Origin of the sequence: Pelobacter seleniigenes DSM 18267 (assembly GCF_000711225.1) — a bacterium.
GTDB lineage: Bacteria > Desulfobacterota > Desulfuromonadia > Desulfuromonadales > Geopsychrobacteraceae > Seleniibacterium > Seleniibacterium seleniigenes.
The window spans coordinates 385,629-399,991 of sequence record NZ_JOMG01000002.1; the positions used below are offsets into that span (position 1 = coordinate 385,629).

Below are 14,363 nucleotides of genomic sequence, written 5' to 3' on the forward strand. Positions count from 1 at the left end.
TTGAAACTTCGTCATTTTATGCTTTCCAAATGTGAGGTTCCCATGCCAGAAATCCCCCCCCACCACCTCGATGAGGATGAGCTGCAGGATTGGCTTGATGCCTTCGACGCTCTGCATCGGGAAAAAGGTGACGCCGCCATCCACGACATCATGCGCACCTTGCAGGGGCACGCTCTCAACAAAGGGGTCCAGCTGAACGAAGCCACCCTGAACACCTCGTACGTCAACAGCATCCACTGGAGCCGCCAGCCTCCCTACCCCGGCGACCTTGAAATCGAAAAAAAGATCGAGAATATCAACCGCTGGAATGCCATGGCCATGGTGCTGCAGGCCAACGATTCCGGCGCCGGGGTCGGTGGGCATATTGCCACCTACGCCTCGGCCGCGACACAGATGGAAGTCGGTTTCAATCACTTTTTTCGCGCTCCCGCTGAAAACTACGGTGGCGATCTGGTGATTGTCCAGCCCCATGCCGCTCCCGGCGTTTATGCCCGGGCGTTTCTGGAAGGGACGCTGTCGGAGCAGCAACTCAAAAATTTCCGCCGCGAGTTACAACCGGAAGGTGGTCTGTCTTCCTATCCGCATCCGCGCAATATGCCTGAGTTCTGGCAGGCACCGTGCAGTTCCATGGGGCTTGGTACGCCGACCGCCATTTATCAGGCGCGCTTTATGAAATACCTGGAAAACCGTGGTCTCAAACCAGCCAATGGCGGACGGGTCTGGTGTTTTGTCGGAGATGGTGAAACCGATGAGCCCGAGGTCAGGGGAACCATTAACATGGCAGCCCGGGAAGGCCTCGACAACCTGGTCCTGATCGTCAACTGCAACCTGCAGCGGCTCGACGGCCCGGTGCGGGGCAACGGCAAGATCATCCAGGAACTGGAACGCAGCTTCCGCGGCGCCGACTGGAATGTCATCAAGGTGATCTGGGGCGGGGGATGGGACACCCTGCTGGACCAGGATGTCACCGGCGCATTGCATCGGCGCATGGAAGAGGCTCTTGACGGCGATTACCAGATGTACAGCGTCTCAAGCGGGGACCTGCAACGCGAACATTGGGTCGAAAACAATCCGGTGTTGCGGCAAATGATGTCATCACTGACCGATGATGAACTGCGGGCCATCAAGCGTGGCGGCCAGGATCCCAAAAAGATTTTCGCTGCCTATGAGCTGGCCTGCCGGAGTGAACAGAAGCCCACGGTCATCCTGATTAAAACCGTCAAGGGCGACGGTCTTGGCGAAGCGGCTCAGGGACGCAATACCAGTCATCAGAAAAAACAATTCAGCTCCGCCGAACGGCGTGATTGCGGCATGCGCTGGGGGATCCCCTTAAGCATGGAACAGATGGATCGGGCCGAGTTTTATCGACCGGACGACAACAGTCCGGAAATGCGCTATCTACAAAGCAAACGTGCCGCCCTCGGCGGGAATCTGCCGCGCCGGCGGGTCAACTATCCGCCGTTTACCACGCCGGACCTGGACATCTTCAAAGAATTCCTGGCTGGCAGTGGCCAGCGTGAAGTCAGTTCAACGATGGCTTTTGTCCGCATGTTGTCCCGGCTCCTCAAAGAAAAAACCATAGGCCGTTACATCGTCCCCATTGTTCCCGACGAAGCCAGAACCTTCGGCATGGATGCGCTGTTTCGCGAGGTTGGTATCTATTCCTCGGTCGGACAACGCTACCAGCCGGTCGATGCCGGCAGTCTGGTCCCCTATCGCGAAGCCAGGGATGGCCAGATCTTTCAAGAGGGCATCTGCGAAACCGGAGCCATGGCCTCTTTCCTGGCGGCCGGGACCGCATATGCGGTTCATGGCATTCCGACGATTCCTTTTTACGTGTTTTATTCCATGTTCGGCTTTCAGCGGGTCGGGGATATGATCTGGGCCTGCGGCGATATGCTCTGCCGTGGCTTCCTCTGTGGAGGCACCGCCGGCAGGACAACCTTAAATGGGGAAGGATTGCAGCATCAGGACGGACAGAGTCATATCCTGGCCAGTACCATGACCAACCTGAAATGCTATGATCCGGCCTTTGCCTATGAACTGGCCATCATCATCCGCGACGGCATCGAGCGAATGTATGAACGGCAGGAAAACATCTTCTATTATCTGACCCTGTATAACGAGACCTATCCCATGCCGGCACGACCTGCGCAGGAGCAGCTGGAAGAAGGCGTTATCCGGGGAATCTACTGTTTCCAGCCGGCCAGTCCCGACACACCCCGGCAACGCAGCATCCATCTACTCGCCGCCGGGGTGATGATGAAACAGGCCTTACAGGCGGCGACCCTGCTGGAGGAACTCGGTTATCAGGCCGCTATCTGGAGCGTCACCAGCTTTACCGAGCTTTATCGGGATGCCGTCGCCTGCGAAAGAGCCAATCGCTTCCATCCTGAAGCCCCCTTGCGCCAACCCTACCTTGAGCAGCTGTTTCAGGATAAAAATGCTGTTTTCGTTGCGGTCAGCGACTATCTCAAGGCCTTGCCCAACAGCATCAGACCTTGGCTGCCCGGCCCCCTGACCAGCCTCGGCACCGATGGCTACGGGCTCAGCGAAACCCGCGCGGCGCTGCGCGATTTTTTTGAAGTCAGCGCGGAGCATATCGCTTACGCAGCCCTGGAGGCTCTCCACCGCCAGGGTGATATCAGCAGGGATAAACTGCTCCAGTTCCGTCAAGCCCTCAATATCGAAGCGGATCGTCCCGATCCTGCGGCCCGTTGAAGGAGGTCTCCGTGTCAGCGTCTTCTCCCACACCTCCGCAACCGCAAGGAACCCGCCGCGCTGGCGAGGTGTACGCCGGGCCTTCCGCATTCCGGCTGGCCAGGGAACTCGGCGTGGCCATCGAGCGGGTCCCGGCCTCAGCCCCTTCCGGACGGGTTTCCTGCAGTGATATCAAACTTTTTGTCAAACAGGGCCGCCAGCTCACAACCACCTTTCAAGCCCCGCCGCCAAGCCGCCTGGAAGGAATGGGAAGCGTGGTCCGCCGGGAACCGCTCAGCGGCATTGCCGCGACCACGGCCGCCAATATGGCGCGCATCTGGGAACGGATTCCCCATGCTTGGTTGCAAGTGAAGGTCGACATCAGCGATCTGGAAAAGCTGCGGAAAAGCTGGAATGACAGTGCTCAAGAAAAACTCAGCCTGAGCGCGTTCCTGATCGGCGCCTTGGCGGAAACCCTGAAAAAATTCCCCAAGTTCAACGCCTGTTACGATGAAGCCGCGGGCGAGCTGATCTATCAGGGCGAGATCAACATTGGTCTGGCCGTCGATACCCCGCGCGGGTTGCTGGTCCCGGTGATCCGCCGGGCCGACCGCCTCTCCATCGGCAAAATTGCCGCACAGATCAACGAATTTGCCCATGCCGGCAAAAGCAACCGGCTGCGCCCGGAACACTTGCGCGGCGGGGGAATGACCTTGAGCAGCCTGGGCAGCATGAACATCGACAGTCTGTTTCCACTGGTCAACTGGCCGGAAGTGGCGATTCTCGGCGCCGGGGCCGCACGGATCGAACCGGTTTGGGATGGCCAGGAGTTCGCCCCCCGCAGCACTCTCAACCTGGTGCTGGGGTTCGATCACCGGGTCATTAACGGCGCCGACGGGGCTCGCTTCCTGAATCAGCTGCAACAGGTCCTGGTCAATCCCATCCTGTTGATCCGCTAGCCGACTTGACGATGACAGCCTGTGGTTGGTTAAAGAGAAAGACGCAGGAGGGACGAATTACTGGTTCTGCTGGGAGAGTTTTTCAAACTCTTTAAAATCCCGGCCCGCATAGGAAATCATTTCCTGCATCTCGATCATAGCCTGCTCGCTGTTGCGGTCGGCAATCGCTCTGAACAACTTGCCATGAACCGCAAGGGATTTTTTGGCGGCATCGAACTCCATGTAGCGTCTAAACACCGAACCGAGAATGCTTTCGATGACCGGCCGGAGCGAACTGACCACCAATTCGTTGCCGCAGGCTTCCAGGATGGACAAGTGAAAACGGATATCCGCCTCAATCTGTTCATCCAGATTGGTGGCTTTTTCCATGTCCTTGAATGCGGCTTCCACCGCTTTGATCTCTTCATCGGAAGCCCGCTCCGCCGCAAAACTCGCCGCCATCGGTTCGATCATGCTGCGCAGTTCAACCAAATCCTTGATCAAACCCATTTCCAGCTCCGACTCAATGCGCCATTTCAGCAAAACCGAATCGGTCAGAACCCATCGGGAAGGATCGCAAATCCGGGTGCCGATTCTGGGCCGCACCTCGACCAGTCCCTTGGCATCCATAAAGCGGATGGCCTCGCGAATCACCGTACGGCTGACATCGAATTGCCGACATAGTTCGTCTTCGTTGGGGAGCAGCGAAAGAGGTTCCAGCTCGCGGCGAAGAATTTGCAAACTGAGGGAACGCGCCACTTGCTCATGGAGGCGGGTTCGGGTAACCGGGCTTGAGCTGTTCGCCATAAGAGAGACTCCTGTCTTCTGGTTATAACTGCTTCGCGAGGGGAGAAGGCGAGTCCTCCCTCACAGTATCGATTTAATCATTTCATAATATGATTATTTCTAATAAAAGATCAATAAAGACTTGCCCCGGTTACCGACGGCGAACACCACCGTTCCCCTGCCCTGCGCAAGGTTCTGCAAAAACCTTGATTCTTGCCGGTTTTTTCCACAATCCTTCCATATTTCGGTTCTATTCTGTCCTCAATCCGGGTAATACCACCACTCAATTCATACGATAGGAGATAACAGCATGAAAAACAGCCTATTGCTCAGCACCCTCATATTTTTACTGATCGCTGCCAATGTCAGCGCATTTCAGGGGCCGCCCCCGGCAATGTTTTCCGGCTGCGGCTGCCAGATCAACGGCATGACAACCGATCAACCGGCGCCGCCGCTACCGCAGGACGATTCTTTCATCAAGCTGAATCTGTCCACCGAGCAGCAGCAACAGATCCTCCAGATCAAGGCCGCAGCGGAAGAGAGCAGCCGGCAATTGATTGCAAACCTGGACCAGCAGCATAAAAAACTGCAGGCAATGGAACAAACCCGGTCATTCAATGAAGAGGACTTTCGGGTTGCCGCTGCCGCAGCGGCAAAAACCGAAACAGAGCTCCTGGTCCTGAAAGCCAAAACCCGCTTTCAGCTCCAGGCTGTGCTGACCAGCGAACAGCAGGCGACCCTGGTTTTGCTGCTTAATAGCCGACCGCAGCAACCGTTGCCCATGCCCGGTCAACCCGGCTGCCGGAACGTCAACTGGCCTGCCGGTCCAAGGCCCATGCCGGTTTTTTAAATATTGTTGAATTGAACTCTACAACACCCGGCGGAAGGAGAAGAGGCCAAGCCGTGACGGAGCATTGTCCAGATCGCTCAGTCAGAGAGCGCTGCTCCCCCACCCACCGGACAGGAAAGATAAATACTCAACTCTTTGCGGGTTCGCTCCGGATCCGGGTCCGGCACCGCAGCCACTGCCTCAATCGAGGCAACATAGTCAGCTGGCAGACCGGCCTCCCGGGCACCGCAAAGAACGTGTTTTTTATACCAGTCGTAGGGGCTCAGTTCCGGCTGCTGTTCCGTGGCAACATAGAGATAAGCCCGGATCTCATCCCCATCCGGAGTGTGAAGCGCCACACTCCGTTCAAGATAGTCAATCCCCAGCCCTTCGTAACGATCCAGAATCGGTTTATCCAGCGCAGAGATGCGATAGACCACCCCGAACACAGCATCGTCCTCCCGCCCGGTCTGGATGACGTCACACTTGCCGGAATGATCGCAGCCCGGCTTGGAAAAGGTCAGGCGAAACCCGTGCAGACGGGCGGTGGTGACAAATTCAGCAGCCGGGATGCGCGCCTTGATTCTTGGCACGGACATATTTGATCCATAAGCAAAATAAAGCATACAAAGATCCTGTTCAGGTAAAAACTCTCCAAAAACCGCTGTTCACTGCGATTCCCCGCACCACCACCGGGTCAACCATCGACCGGATGTTCGGGGGTCGCCAGGAGCAACTGGTAAAAGGCGAGGTCACACCAGCGCTCAAACTTGAAACCGGCGTGACGGATGGTTCCGGCATGAAAAAAGCCGAGTTTTTCGTGCAGCGCAATGCTCCCCTGGTTGGTCACATCGACAGCCGCGATCATCACATGATACTGCTGCCGGACCGCCCGGGCAATCAACTCATCCATCAGCATCCGGCCGATCCGTCGTCCACGATGGTCCTTGTGGACATAGACCGAATGCTCAACGGTGTATTTATAGGCCGCCCAGGGGCGGAAAGGACCATAGCTGGCGAAACCGAGCAGTTCTCCATGCTCATCGACAGCGCCGATCACCGGGAAATTCCCCGCCTGCTTATCCCTGAACCAGTTGTCCATAAATTCCATGGTCCGCGGTTGATAAGCATAAAGAGCGGTCGAATTGGCAATGGCTTCGTTAAAGATCGCCAGAATCGCCGCAGCCTCAGTCTGATATTGACAGTCGATCAGTTCCATAAACAAATCCTTCTTCTATTGCCCAGTTGAAAGTCGAGTTGGCTGAGGATTATAGCCCAGCCTTGTCCAGAAATAAAAATTTAACTCTTGTTTCATTTCGTTAACTCTTGTAAATTTATAAAAACTCCTAATAAAAATAAATCAGCTATGAATGAAGCCGCCGCCCTGCTCCTTGTCGAGCAGCAGACCAAACCAGATGAGCGCCTGTCGGAACTCATTCGCGAGTTGGCCGGAACGTTTCAGCTGGACGCCTATCTGTGTCGGCAACGTTTGGTCGGCCAGGGGCTGGCCCACCTGACCAGCGGTAAACCCGAATTCCTGGCCAAAATTTCTCCACTGCTCAATTCCGTACAGGTGCCACACTGGATTGTCAACCCCGCAACCCCGCGCTTTTCGCCGCAGCGGCTGCGCAGCCTGACCGTCAGCCAGGACCAGGTGGTCTTTCATTGCGACAAAACGACCGTGACCATTCCCAATGGCAGTGAGCTGCTGGCGGTGTTCGCAGACCTGTCAGGCCAGCTTGCCAAGCAGAGCATCAAGCAGTTGCTCTCCAGTCATGCGTATCGGGGGCTCGACAACATTGCTCATCTCAGTGAGCAAAAACGCTTCAAGACCATCCTTCAGGGGCAACCGGTGCTCGATCTCTACCTGCTTGACCGGCAACGATCCATCAGCGCCGGGATCAGGATCTTGCCCGGCAAGTTTGACCCCAAAGGGCTTGGCGAGCTGGCCACCTTGAGCAGCCGGCAGAACCTGCAGCGCATTCTGCAACTGATGCGGGAACGCGCAGGGGAGTTCCATCTGTTCAGCGAATTCGGCCTGGCCAACCTGCCCGGCTGCCGCCTGGTCACGGAGAATCCGGAACACCCGGACAACCTGCGCAAAAACCTGCTCAGCCTGACCCGTTATGGCTGGCTGATGGGGGATCTGTTGCACAGCCAAACCGCACCACCCCAGCCTGCCGACGAGGCCAGCGCAGCCATGGCCGCAACCGCGACGGTGCTGTCTCCTCCATTGGCTGCAGCACTCGGGGAGTTGGGCCAGGCCACCCCGCTGGACCAGGTGTTGCGTGAGCAGCAGGCTGAAGCGCAGCAGACCGCGCACCCGGCGGCGGCAGCCGAACCGGACGGAGCGCTGCTCCCGCCCCCCCCGGCAACCCGGTCGACCGGTTTTTTACAGCACCCGGTCGCCTGGCTGGCGCCCCTTGCTCCGGTCATATTCGTCACCGTGCTGGGATTCGGCACCAAGCTCTTCGGCCCCTTTCAGGGGCTGTTCCAACAGGCCGTCCAGTCCGGGGCCCTGGCCCTGGTCGGAGCAGGCCTGGCCGGCTGGTACGGTTTTCTCTGTCTGCGGCTGAAACGACGGGTGGAAAACACCCCGACCAGCCGGATTCGCTCTTTGGCCATGGGCATGGTCGAAGTCAAGGGCAAGGCCATCCGCAGCTATGCCCTGGTCTCACCGATGACCCAGCTGCCCTGCGTTTTTTATCGGCTGACCAAGTACAAGCGGAGCAGCAACAATGAATGGCGGCTCAGTCATGTCACCAGCAGCGGTGGAGTCCCGTTTCTGCTTGATGACGGCACCGGCCGGGTGGAGATCGATCCCGCCGGCTGTCGGGTCAACGCCAGGACCCGCACCGAAGGCAGCGATGGCGTGGGCGGTCTGATCGGCTTCAGCAGTGACAGCGATGAAAAATGGGTTGAAGACGTTATTGTTGAAGGCTCCCTGCTCTATGTGCTCGGCTTTGCCGCCCTGAAACCTCGCCAGGGACCGACCCTGGCGGAAAAGAAAGTGGCGGCCCTGCGCAAATTGAAACAGGACCCGGCCAGCCTGAGCAAATATGACCGGAACGGGGACGGGCGCATCGACCAGGACGAATGGGACGCGGCCCGCAGCGCCGTTGAGGAGGATGTCCTGCGCACCGAACTGGACCTTAACCGCAAACGCAGAAAACAGGAGGAACAGATCATGATCAAAAAAAGACCCGGCTATCCCCTGATTATCAGCGAGACCCACTCGGAACAACAATTGACCGGCCGCTACCTGCTCTACAGCATCCCGCTCTTTATCCTCGCAGGACTGGCGGCCGGATTGGCATTTTACCAATTATTTAATTATCTGCACGGATAACCACACAACTCGGCGCGAAGGAGAACACCTATGGCGGGCTGGATAACTCTGGGAATTTTACTCTTGCTACTGCTATGCTGCGGAATCTACACTGTCATCATCTATAACGGCTTTGTCGCCCTGAAAAACAATATCAATCAGGACTGGAGCAATATCGATGTGCTGCTGAAGCAGCGCTTTGACGAGTTGCCAAAGCTGATCAAGGTCTGCGAAGGCTACATGCAGCACGAACAGAAAACCCTCGAGGCGGTGATCAAAGCACGCTCGCAGGTCAACGCGGCACGAACCGACAACCAGAAAATGCAGGCCCAGGGGATGCTGACCGAAACCCTCAAGTCGCTGTTCATGGTGGTCGAACGCTACCCCGACCTGAAGGCCGATGCCGGTTTTCGGCAGTTGAGCAACCGCATCTCGGAGATCGAAGATCAGATTGCGGACCGGCGCGAACTCTTCAATGCGTCGGTGACCATTTACAACACCAGGCTCGAGCAGTTTCCGGACCTGATCATTGCCCGGCTGTTCAATTTTTCCGGCCGCTCATTGTGGACTATCGATCCCGCTCATCGCCAGGATGTCGAAGTCAGTTTTCAGCATGCCTGAAAAAATCATTAAAAAGAGACTCGCGGATAGCCGATAAGCAATTAATCCATTCGATTCTTCAACACCGGAACCACAACGACACCAAACGAGGACCCGGGGCTCATGGCGCTGAACTATTACCGACTGCTCGGCATCCCGCCGGACGCTGATCAGAACCGTATCAAGTCTGTTTACCGCAGTCTGGCCAAACGTTTTCATCCCGATGCAAATCACGGTTCGGAAGCGGCGGCAGAGCTGTTTCGCCAGGTCAACCAGGCTTATAAAATCCTCTCCAACAGCGAGACCCGGGCCGCCTATGACCGTAAACTCGCCCAAGAGGAAGCCGCCCAGGAAAAACAGCGCCCCGGCAGTACCAGGAACGCCAAGCTCGACCCGCAGCAGAAGTTTAATCGGTTCCTGAATTCCCTGCTCGACGCCTTGATCGGCCCGGACGAGCCGCCGCCGCGACCGGTGCAGTCCCAACCGCGCACCCCGCCGCAAAAAAGTCACCAACCCGGCAAGCCTGCCTTTAATTTTTATTACCATCAGGCCATGGAGCAGAATGCCTCCCCCTATATCCGCGGCAGCGACGGAGTCTATCGCAAGGCGGAACCAAAGCGCCCGACAGCTCCCCCGGATCCGGTCAAAAGAAGAACAATTTAGCTGCTCGGCGCATTGCCCGACCGAAGCACCCAACCCGTCCCTCTTCAGTCGCCCGATCCGTTCCCCCCCAGGTCACTCCTGTTGTGCCATTGTCCGCCCGCCTAAATTACCGGTTTGCTCTTTACAGGGGAAAACGGCTATGATTTCCTATCGATAAATTCAGCGCCGGGGAGACCACCATGAGCGAGGACATTACGCAACTCAAGATGTGCGAACTGCGAGCCAAAGGTTTTATGGAAGAGATCGACCGCCGCTCGGCCAAGCCGACTGTCGTCTGCGGCAAATGCGGAGCCAAGGCCGACCGCCCGGAGCACCTGCACAATCCCCGGCCGTTGAGCAACAAAAAACTGGACAGTTACTGGGGTTGAGCATGGAAAAAGTCCTCGATTTCTTCTCCGCCAACGACCACTTTGCCAGCCATTGCGGTATCGAACTGTTGGAAGCACAGCCCGGTCGCGCCAAGGCCCGCATGGCGATTCAACCGTTTCATCTCAACGGAGCGGGTACGGTGCACGGCGGCGCGATTTTTACCCTGGCCGATTTTGTCTTTGCCGTTGCGTCCAACAGCAGCGGCCAACTGGCCCTGGCCATCGACACCCATATATCCTTCATCAAGGCGGCCCGGGGCGGAACCCTCTATGGAGAGGCCAGCGAGCTCTCGGTCAATCGCCGCCTGGGGCAGTATCAGGTTCGCATCACCGACCAGGACCAACAATTGGTGGCCCAGTTTCAGGGGACGGCCTATCGCAAACAGGAAACGCTGCCGGCCTGGCCGGACGACTGAAAATTTTGCTTCTACCAAGGCCTGCCCCCTTGACGGCACATCCTGAATGTGTGTAAAAATCCGTTCTTTAACACTCGGTTAAGGCGGTCGTTTCCGCCACCATCAACTTTCACAAAGGACAATCAGCATATGATCAATGCAAGCGATCTGCGCCGCGGTATCATTTTTCAGCAGGATGCTGCTCCCTGCCTCGTTCTGGATGTCAGCTTTCAGTCACCGACGGCGCGCGGTGGCAATACGCTGGTCAAAACAAAATTCCGCAACCTGCTCACCGGTCAGGTCCTCAACAGCTCTTTCAAATCCAGCGACCGCCTGGATGAAGCCGATTATGCCCGGCGGAAAGGGCAATTTTTGTATGCCGATGGTGAGCATGGCGTGTTCATGGATCAGGAAAGCTATGAACAGTATGAAATCGGCGGTGATTTGTACGAAGACATCAAGGGTTATCTGCTCGACGGCTGCGATGTCTCGCTGGGGGTCTTCAATGAGCAGGTCGTCACCCTGGAAATGCCCCAGGTGGTTGAGCTGACCGTGACGGAAACCGCGCCGGCCATCAAAAACGCCACGGCCACCGCCCAAACCAAGGAAGCCATCCTGGAAACCGGCATTGCGGTTCAGGTGCCCGGCTACCTGGAAGCAGGAGAAAAAATCAAGGTCGACACCCGTGAGTGCCGCTTTGTTTCACGCGCCTGAATTTGACGGCTTCGCTTAAACCGGGTAACAGTTGCTTCAGGTAGGCGTTTTCAGCGCTGCCCGACAGTCCGCCACAGGCTTGGCTTGAACAAAGCAGAACGTCGGCAGCGCTCAAAATCAATGATAAAATTGATCAATACGAATCTTCCGCAAAGTCGGCTCCCCCTTTCTTAAAGGGGGAGCTTCTGTAGCGGGAGATCGGTGCTCATCTGGATGATAAATGCCTGACTCGTTGATATTGCGAAGTCGGGAAAATCGTACTTATCCCGGAATGGTGGTCGTTTAAGCACCCTTGCAGTAAACTCAGGACTGTCCCCATGGTCATCGGGGGCTGTCCCAAGAGTTTGCGAGCCATGAAACTGGAGGGGTCCGCACCGCAAAGACCTGGGATAGCGCCCGTACGGGGACAGTCCCGGTTTTGCTGCCATCTACTCTTAAACGAGCGCCATTCTATTTATCCCGACCTTACTTTAAAATATTTCAGGATGGACTTTTTCAACAATCTGTTAAGCTTTGTTTTAAATACCGACCGAATCATTTCCTTTTTCACTGGTAGCCGTGGTTTAACTGGAAAAAAAGGAGGTTTCATGCTGAGAATGGCCGTATTCGGAGTGTTGCAGACCCTTTTTTTCGCCTTTATCCTGAAGAACTATCTCCATCTATCGTGGCCAGGAACATTTATGACCCTGCTAACGATATTTCTCCTGCTGTTCTCCCGTGTCTGGTACCTTGTCAAAGGCCAAAAAAAGCAGCATCAGCCCCAAGAACATTAACTGCCAGACACTGCATCGCCAATTTTCATAACGGGAGCCTGGCGGATCGCTGGCAATACTCTCTGTACCTTCAGAAGCGGGCCACAGTCAGCTGTACAGAGCACAGCCGCTGTCGGCACAATTTTCCCCACCCAGGGGCACTTTGGTTCCTTTTCAATCGACCTCAAAACCAACTCATCTCTATTCGCAATATTTGACGGTATACAAGAAATTTTCATAACAAATCGCCATGAACGACGAATTAAAATAATATTTATATTTTTACTTATCGCACTCTATGTCGAATTAAGATAAAATAACCGCATATATCAACAAAGGTGACGAAAAATGACAATCGATAAACTCACGACTGACAAGGCCGTTTTATCGACCCTGGGAAAGCGCCTGGCTCGGCACCGCATTGCACAAAACTTCACCCAGGAAAGCCTGGCGAACGAGGCCGGCATATCGAAGCGCACGCTGGAACGCCTGGAGGCCGGGCAATCCAGCCAACTTCTGACCGTCGTTCGCGTGCTGCGCGCCCTGGATATGCTAAACCTGCTTGAGGCGGCAATTCCTGAAGCGATGCCCCGCCCGGCCGAACTGCTGAAGATCGGCAAAGAGCGGCAGCGGGCTTCGTCAAAAAGAAAAGAGAGTGCCGAAGAGCCTTGGCAGTGGGGGGATGAATAATGGCGACAGTTGCCGAGGTGAAACTGTGGGGCAGGACCATCGGGGCGGTTGCCATTGAGGACAATACATCCACAGCCCTGTTCGAGTATGACGAAAAATTCGCCCGGAGTGGCATCGAGGTCGCTCCCCTGACCATGCCGCTTGCGCAACGCGTCTATTCTTTCCCCGAGTTGCGCCAAGAGACCTTTCACGGATTGCCGGGGCTTCTGGCTGATTCATTGCCGGATCGGTTCGGCAACGCCCTGATCAATGCCTGGCTGGCCACACAGGGGCGTAAGCCCGACTCTTTCAATGCCGTCGAGCGCCTCTGTTATACCGGCAGCAGAGGCATGGGAGCGCTGGAATATGCCCCGGCCATAGGATTTCGCCAACGCAAGTCAAACCCCATCGAAATAAGCCAGCTCGTGGAACTGGCTTCCGAGATTTTGACGCACCGCAATAACTTTGCAGCGGTTTTCGGTGACGACAGCGCCAAGGAAGAAGCCTTGCGCGATATCCTGCGCGTTGGCACCTCGGCCGGTGGCGCTCGCGCCAAGGCCGTCATCGCCTGGAACCCGCAAAGCGGAGAGGTCCGTTCCGGCCAGGTCAAAACCGCTCCGGGCTTCGAACCCTGGCTCCTGAAATTCGACGGCGTCTCCGGCAATAAGGATAAAGAGAGGGAGGATCCAAAAGGATACGGCGCTATCGAGTATGCCTATCACAAAATGGCCACGGCTGCCGGGATTGAAATGAGCGAATGCCGCCTTCTGGAAGAAAACGGCCGCCGCCACTTCATGACCCGCCGCTTCGATCGCCAGGCAGACGGCAGCAAACTGCACATGCAGTCACTGGGAGCAATGGCCCACTTCGATTACAATCTGGCAGGAGCCTATTCATACGAGCAGGCGCTGATGACGTTACGACAGCTCGGCCTGCCCATGAGTGCCATCGAACAGCAATTCCGCCGCATGGCCTTCAACATCATCGCCCGCAACCAGGACGACCACGTTAAGAATATTGCCTTCCTGATGGACAAGAAAGGCCAATGGTCCCTCTCCCCGGCTTTCGATGTCACCTACAGCTATCACCCGGACGGCAACTGGACCAGCTCACATCAGATGACGCTCAACCAAAAACGCGACAGCTTCAATATGGACGACTTCAAGACCTGCGCCGCAACAGTGTCTATGAAAAAAGGCCGCGCAGAGGCGATCTGCCAGGAAGTGACCAATGTTGTCCGGCGCTGGAACGACTACGCCGAAGAGGCCCACGTCGCCCCGCACTGGCGCGATGAGATTTCACGTAATCTGCGGATTTCGTTGGTGTAGGTGTGCGTTTTAAAACTTACGAGATTTTAGACGGATTTTATGGTCCAGACTGCCCGATTTACCCTAAGGTGAAGTAAGATCCCGATGCAGCATAATTTACGAGAACTCTCCGCGCCACAATTGGTAGCCGAAGCGTTCAATGTGCTGGAAATGGTGACGGTGAGAATTGAGAGCTGAAAAAACAATCAATAGCTTACGAAATTCAATGGTTAAGATATAATAGTTCGGCTTGCTATAGAGGGATACGAATTTGCTTACGTGAAAATTCTGACGTTCCATCCTTTATAACTTCT

14 protein-coding genes are annotated in these 14,363 nt (G+C 56.0%); 11 read left to right on the plus strand and 3 right to left on the minus strand.

Annotated elements, in window-relative coordinates; genetic code table 11:
• The first annotated feature begins 42 nt into the window (after positions 1–42).
• Positions 43–2,721, plus strand: coding sequence for a pyruvate dehydrogenase (acetyl-transferring), homodimeric type (gene aceE, locus N909_RS0104395; RefSeq protein ID WP_029911955.1), 2,679 nt, complete (start codon positions 43–45; stop codon positions 2,719–2,721).
• Between the two features lie 11 nt (positions 2,722–2,732).
• On the plus strand, positions 2,733–3,659 hold the full coding sequence (locus N909_RS0104400; RefSeq protein ID WP_162179107.1) for a dihydrolipoamide acetyltransferase family protein: 927 nt from the start codon (positions 2,733–2,735) through the stop codon (positions 3,657–3,659).
• 57 nt (positions 3,660–3,716) lie between these two features.
• On the opposite strand, the gene N909_RS0104405 is transcribed toward N909_RS0104400, so the two are convergent.
• Entirely contained in the window at positions 3,717–4,445 is a 729-nt protein-coding gene (locus N909_RS0104405; protein WP_051689521.1) for a FadR/GntR family transcriptional regulator, read from the minus strand.
• A 289-nt stretch (positions 4,446–4,734) separates the two neighbouring features.
• Between N909_RS0104405 and N909_RS0104410 the strand changes: the two genes are divergently transcribed.
• Positions 4,735–5,274 carry a Spy/CpxP family protein refolding chaperone gene (locus tag N909_RS0104410; protein ID WP_029911963.1) on the plus strand — a complete coding sequence of 180 codons (540 nt, stop codon included), beginning with the start codon at positions 4,735–4,737 and terminating at the stop codon, positions 5,272–5,274.
• Between the two features lie 77 nt (positions 5,275–5,351).
• On the opposite strand, the gene N909_RS0104415 is transcribed toward N909_RS0104410, so the two are convergent.
• Complete coding sequence (locus tag N909_RS0104415) at positions 5,352–5,879, minus strand: gamma-glutamylcyclotransferase family protein (RefSeq protein ID WP_029911965.1); 528 nt, start codon at positions 5,877–5,879, stop codon at positions 5,352–5,354.
• A gap of 71 nt (positions 5,880–5,950) precedes the next feature.
• On the minus strand, positions 5,951–6,472 hold the full coding sequence (locus N909_RS0104420; protein ID WP_029911968.1) for a GNAT family N-acetyltransferase: 522 nt from the start codon (positions 6,470–6,472) through the stop codon (positions 5,951–5,953).
• A 147-nt stretch (positions 6,473–6,619) separates the two neighbouring features.
• Between N909_RS0104420 and N909_RS24390 the strand changes: the two genes are divergently transcribed.
• The 8 genes from N909_RS24390 to N909_RS0104465 all read left to right on the plus strand — a co-directional run bounded on the left by N909_RS24390 (position 6,620) and on the right by N909_RS0104465 (position 14,070).
• On the plus strand, positions 6,620–8,602 hold the full coding sequence (locus N909_RS24390) for a hypothetical protein (protein ID WP_051689522.1): 1,983 nt from the start codon (positions 6,620–6,622) through the stop codon (positions 8,600–8,602).
• A 30-nt stretch (positions 8,603–8,632) separates the two neighbouring features.
• Positions 8,633–9,202: a LemA family protein gene (locus N909_RS0104430; RefSeq protein WP_029911973.1), complete on the plus strand. Its 570-nt coding sequence runs from the start codon at positions 8,633–8,635 to the stop codon at positions 9,200–9,202.
• A gap of 102 nt (positions 9,203–9,304) precedes the next feature.
• On the plus strand, positions 9,305–9,844 hold the full coding sequence (locus N909_RS24395) for a J domain-containing protein (RefSeq protein WP_051689523.1): 540 nt from the start codon (positions 9,305–9,307) through the stop codon (positions 9,842–9,844).
• A gap of 179 nt (positions 9,845–10,023) precedes the next feature.
• A complete protein-coding gene (locus tag N909_RS0104440) occupies positions 10,024–10,212 on the plus strand; it encodes a hypothetical protein (RefSeq protein ID WP_029911982.1) in 189 nt (62 codons plus the stop codon).
• A 2-nt stretch (positions 10,213–10,214) separates the two neighbouring features.
• On the plus strand, positions 10,215–10,628 hold the full coding sequence (locus N909_RS0104445; RefSeq protein ID WP_036682887.1) for a PaaI family thioesterase: 414 nt from the start codon (positions 10,215–10,217) through the stop codon (positions 10,626–10,628).
• A 129-nt stretch (positions 10,629–10,757) separates the two neighbouring features.
• Positions 10,758–11,321 (plus strand): elongation factor P, encoded by a 564-nt coding sequence (locus tag N909_RS0104450; RefSeq protein WP_029911986.1) that lies wholly within the window; start codon positions 10,758–10,760, stop codon positions 11,319–11,321.
• Between the two features lie 1,100 nt (positions 11,322–12,421).
• Positions 12,422–12,763 (plus strand): helix-turn-helix domain-containing protein, encoded by a 342-nt coding sequence (locus tag N909_RS0104460; RefSeq protein ID WP_029911992.1) that lies wholly within the window; start codon positions 12,422–12,424, stop codon positions 12,761–12,763.
• A complete protein-coding gene (locus N909_RS0104465; RefSeq protein WP_029911994.1) occupies positions 12,763–14,070 on the plus strand; it encodes a type II toxin-antitoxin system HipA family toxin in 1,308 nt (435 codons plus the stop codon). The genes N909_RS0104460 and N909_RS0104465 overlap by 1 nt, the downstream gene beginning before the upstream one ends.
• The last annotated feature ends 293 nt before the right edge of the window (positions 14,071–14,363 follow it).